The following is a 4,507-nucleotide window of genomic DNA, read 5'->3' on the forward strand; positions in this document are numbered from 1 at the left end:
CCCCCTGCCTCTTGAACTCCTTGAGCGTCGAGGTCAGGTTGGGGGCGATCGCGACCGGAATGCGGGCAGCTGCACCGGCGCTCGTCTTCCATGCGGCGCTGTTGACGCTCGCGGAACGGCGCTGCGGCAGGATCACACCGTGTCCGCCGAACGCACCAGTGGACCGGATGATCGCGCCGAGGTTGCGCGGGTCGGTGATGCCGTCGAGTGCGACGAAGAGCGGCGTCTGGCCGCGGTCGATGACCTTCTCGAGCAGGTCCTGCGGGTGCGCGTACTCGTACGGGGGCACCTTGAGCGCGACGCCCTGGTGCACGCCGTCGAAGCCCGCCATGCGGTCCAGCTCGGGCCGCGTGACCTCCATCACCGGGATCTCCCGGTGGGTCGCGATCGACAGCATCTCCTTGACCCGGTCGTCCATCTCGACGCGCTGCGCAATGTAGAAGGCGGTCGCGGGGATCTTGGCGCGCAGCGCCTCGATCACCGAGTTGCGGCCGGTCACCACTTCGGTGTCGTCGTCCTTCTTTGCAGCGCGCGGGCGCGACTGCGCCTGGCCCGCTGGCCTGCCCTTGCCGCCGGCGGCGGCGTAGCGCTCAGCGGCCGCCTTCCGCTTGCCGGCGGGGTGCCACGCGCGATCCTCGGCCTTGGGCGTCGGCCCACGACCTTCGAGGGATCGCTTGTTCTTGCCTCCGGTGCCCTTGAGGGGACCCTTCTTGCCCTTGCTGGCGCCGGGACGCCCAGGCTTGCTGCCGGCCATTAGTTCTCCTTCGTTGCCGACTGCGCACCGGAGAGAGTCCAGTGCGTGCCGTCGGCGGTGTCTTCGAGGGTGATGCCGGCCGCCGCGATCGCATCGCGGATACGGTCGGCCGTCGCCCAGTCCTTGGTCGCGCGCGCATCGGCGCGCTGGGTGATCATCGTCTGCACAAGATCGTCGAGAACGGATGCCTCGGCCGAGGCATCCGTCGACGTCCACTGCGGGTCGAGCGGATTGATGCCGAGCACGCCCGTCATCAGGAGCACCTCGCCGGCAATCATGCGAGCGGTCTCGAGGTCACCGTCATCCAGTGCCGTGTTGCCCTCGCGCACCCGCGCGTGAATGACGGCGAGCGCCTGCGGCACGCCGAGGTCGTCGTCCAGCGCCGCGGCGAAGTCGTCGTTGCCGTACGAGAACCAACCGAACTCGCCAGCACGGGTGACTCGCTCGAGGAAGGTGCGAATGCGGTCGAGGGCAGACTCCGCCTCGTCGAACGACGAGGGGGTGATGTCAAGGTTCGAGCGATAGTGCGCCGCGACCAGCGCGTAGCGCACGACCAGCGGATCGCGCTGGCCGAGCACGTCCTCGGCCAGCAGGAAGTTGCCGAGCGACTTCGACATCTTCTGGTCGCCGACCGTGACGAGTCCGTTGTGCACCCAGTACCGGGCGAACCCATCGCCGGCGGCCGCGGACTGCGCCAGTTCGTTCTCGTGATGCGGGAACCGCAGGTCGAGTCCGCCGCCGTGGATGTCGAACTCGGCACCGAGATAGCGGCGCGACATGGCCGAGCACTCGATGTGCCAGCCCGGACGCCCTGCGCCCCAGGGCGAGTCCCAGACTGCGGATTCGGGCTCATCCGCCTTCGCGCCCTTCCACAGCGCGAAGTCGCGAGGGTCGCGCTTGCCACGCGGGTCGGCATCCGCGGCGGGCTCCATCGCGTCGAGCGACTGGCGCGTCAATTCGCCGTACGACGCCCACGAGCGGACGTCGAAGTACACGTCGCCGCTGCCGGTCCCTGAGCCATCGCCGGTCCCTGAGCCTGTCGAAGGGTAGGCATGCCCGGCCTCGACGAGGCGCGCGATGAGCTCCTGCATCTGCGGGATCGACGCGGTCGCGCGCGGCTCGTAGGTGGGCGGCAGGATGCCGATCGCGGAATACGCGCGGGAGAACTCGAGCTCCATCCGATACGCGAGCGCCCACCACGGCTCCTGCGGCGTCGCGTTGGCGAGCACCTTGTCGTCGATGTCCGTGACATTGCGCACGAAGGTGACGCGGTCGAAGCGATGTCCCAGCCAGCGGCGCAGGATGTCGAAGCTCAGCGCGCCGCGCAGGTGCCCGATGTGCGGACCGGACTGCACGGTCGGACCGCACACGTAGATCGTGACGTTCTCGGGGTCGAGGGGCACGAAGTCGCGCAGCGCCTGCGCCTTGGTGTCATAGAGCCGAACCGTCACCGCACCAGCCTACCGGCGGGGTCATGCGTGGCCCCTGTGCGTCGGTCCGTGAGCCTGTCGAAGGGTAGAACTGAGGGATGCATGTGATCGCCGTCCTCGTCGCCGCGCTGCTGTTCGGCACCACCGGCACGGCGCAGGCTCTCGGACCCGAAGGCACCACCCCGCTGTCGGTCGGCGCGGTGCGGCTCGTGATCGGCGGCACTGGTCTCGCCGCCATCGCCTTCGTGCTGGCGCGCCGCCACCACGCGAAGACCGACGCCCATCCGGATGCCGCTGCCCGGCCCCGATTCGGCGCTCGACCGCTCTTGCTCATGGTGCTCACCGGCGCCTGCCTCGCGCTGTATCAGCCGCTCTTCTTTCTCGGCACCGCGCGCAACGGCGTCGCGGTCGGCACGGTGGTCGCACTCGGCGCGGCCCCCATCATGGCCGGGGTGCTGGAGTGGGGGCTGACGCGCCGGCGGCCGAGCGCGGCATGGATGGCCGCAACCGCGGTGGCGACGGTCGGAGTGGTCATGCTCGGCATGGGCGGCCAGGCCGATGCCCCCGCCGGCACCGATCCGCTGGGCCTGCTCGGCTCCCTCGGTGCGGCGGCGAGCTTCGCGGTCATCGCGAACACGCAGCGCCGGCTGCTCGACGACGGCTGGGACCCGTTCACCGTCGTCGGGGCGATGGGGGCGTCCTCCGCCGTGATCATGGCCTGCGTCCTGCCCTTCGTCGACCTGTCCTGGCTGGCCACGCCTGCCGGGCTCGCGATGGCGCTCTGGCTCGGGCTGGCGACGATCTCGATCGCGTACGTGCTCTTCACGTGGGGCCTGAGCGGCCTCACCGCGGCGACAGCGGCGACCCTGACGCTCGGCGAGCCGCTGACCGCCAGCATCCTGGGCATCGTGGTGCTCGACGAGCGGCYGAGCGCCCTGGCGATCGCCGGCCTGGTCGTGCTCGGCCTCGGCCTCGCCCTGCTCGCCTGGGGTTCGCGGTCGCCGCGCGATCCCAGCCCGTTCGCCGTGGAGGGGTGACCGTGGTGATCGACATCCGCATCGACGACCTCGCCGGGGAGGCGACCCGCGCGCTCATCGCCCGTCATCTCGACGGCATGCGCGATTCGTCACCGCCGGAGAGCGTCCACGCCCTCGACGCGGACGGCCTGCGGCATCCGGCGATCACGTTCTGGTCGGCCTGGATCGACGGCGAGCTCGCCGGGATCGGCGCGCTCAAGGAGATCGACGCCGAGCGGGGCGAGCTCAAGTCGATGCGCGTCGACGATCGCTTCCTCGGGCTGGGCGTCGGACGCGCGATCCTCCGGCGCATCGTTGCGGAGGCCCGCGCTCGGGGCATGACGAGCCTGTGGCTCGAGACCGGGGCGACGGAGGACTTCGTGCCGGCGCAGCGGCTCTATGTGAGCGAGGGCTTCGTGCCGTGCGGCCCGTTCGAGGGGTATGCGGAAGACCCGTTCTCGGTCTTCATGACGCGAACGCTCTGACCGCTCTCAGGCCGGTTCGACGAGCGCCACCGCGAAGGCTGCGACGCCCTCCCCGCGGCCCGTGAAGCCGAGTCCGTCGGTCGTGGTGGCGGCGATCGAGACGGATGCTCCGCCCAGGGCCGCCGAGAGCGCCGCCTCCGCCTCGGCACGGCGGGCCGCGAACCGCGGCCGGTTCGCCTGGATCTGCACTGACACGTTGCCCACCCGCCACCCGGCCTCGCCGAGGATCCCGAGCGTGCGCGCGAGGAACACGTCGGCGTGCGCTCCGGCGTACTCGGGGTGATCGGTGCCGAAGTGGGTGCCGATGTCGCCGAGACCGCTGGCGGACAGCAGCGCGTCCACGATCGCGTGCGCGACGGCATCGCCATCCGAGTGCCCCGACAGCGCGGTTTCGCCCGGCCATTCCAGGCCGGCGAGCCAGAGCGCGCCGTCACCGCCGAACGCGTGCACGTCGGTGCCGAGTCCCACCCGGGCGTGCGCGGGGCGGGCATCGAGTCCGACCGTCGCCCGCGCGATCGGTGCGGTCGCGACGAGCGAACGCGCCCGCTCGAGGTCGGCCGGGGTGGTGATCTTGAATCCCAGCGCATCGCCGTCGACCACCGCCACGGTGTGGCCGGCCGCGCCGACGAGGGCCGCGTCGTCGGTGTAGTCCCGATCCGCCGCGCGATACGACGAATCCAGGATGTCGCGGCGGAAGCCCTGCGGAGTCTGCGCGGCCGCGAGCTCGGCGCGGTCGACGGCCTCGACGACCACCGCGTCTGCGACGCGCTTGATCGTATCGATGACCGGCAGCACCGGCAGGGCTCCGACGCTGCCCGCATC

Annotated in this window: 5 protein-coding genes; 2 read left to right on the plus strand and 3 right to left on the minus strand. The window is 71.1% G+C overall.

Annotation, left to right across the window (positions count from 1 at the left end; translation table 11 throughout):
- Both AC1DVT_RS18230 and cysS read right to left on the minus strand, forming a co-directional pair.
- Positions 1–754, minus strand: a 754-nt coding sequence (locus AC1DVT_RS18230) for a TrmH family RNA methyltransferase (RefSeq protein ID WP_477390572.1), incomplete at its 3' end; no start/stop codon positions are given.
- Complete coding sequence (gene cysS / locus AC1DVT_RS18235; RefSeq protein ID WP_477390574.1) at positions 754–2,205, minus strand: cysteine--tRNA ligase; 1,452 nt, start codon at positions 2,203–2,205, stop codon at positions 754–756. The genes AC1DVT_RS18230 and cysS, both read right to left, overlap by 1 nt.
- Before the next feature lie 77 nt (positions 2,206–2,282).
- Between cysS and AC1DVT_RS18240 the strand changes: the two genes are divergently transcribed.
- Both AC1DVT_RS18240 and AC1DVT_RS18245 read left to right on the plus strand, forming a co-directional pair.
- On the plus strand, positions 2,283–3,221 hold the full coding sequence (locus AC1DVT_RS18240; RefSeq protein ID WP_477390576.1) for a DMT family transporter: 939 nt from the start codon (positions 2,283–2,285) through the stop codon (positions 3,219–3,221).
- 2 nt (positions 3,222–3,223) lie between these two features.
- A complete protein-coding gene (locus AC1DVT_RS18245) occupies positions 3,224–3,685 on the plus strand; it encodes a GNAT family N-acetyltransferase (RefSeq protein ID WP_477390578.1) in 462 nt (153 codons plus the stop codon).
- Positions 3,686–3,691: 6 nt separating this feature from the next.
- On the opposite strand, the gene ispF is transcribed toward AC1DVT_RS18245, so the two are convergent.
- Positions 3,692–4,507 (minus strand): 2-C-methyl-D-erythritol 2,4-cyclodiphosphate synthase (ispF, locus tag AC1DVT_RS18250; RefSeq protein WP_477390580.1); only part of this gene is annotated, 816 nt, incomplete at its 5' end.

The organism is Microbacterium sp. P2_F9, assembly GCF_056403635.1.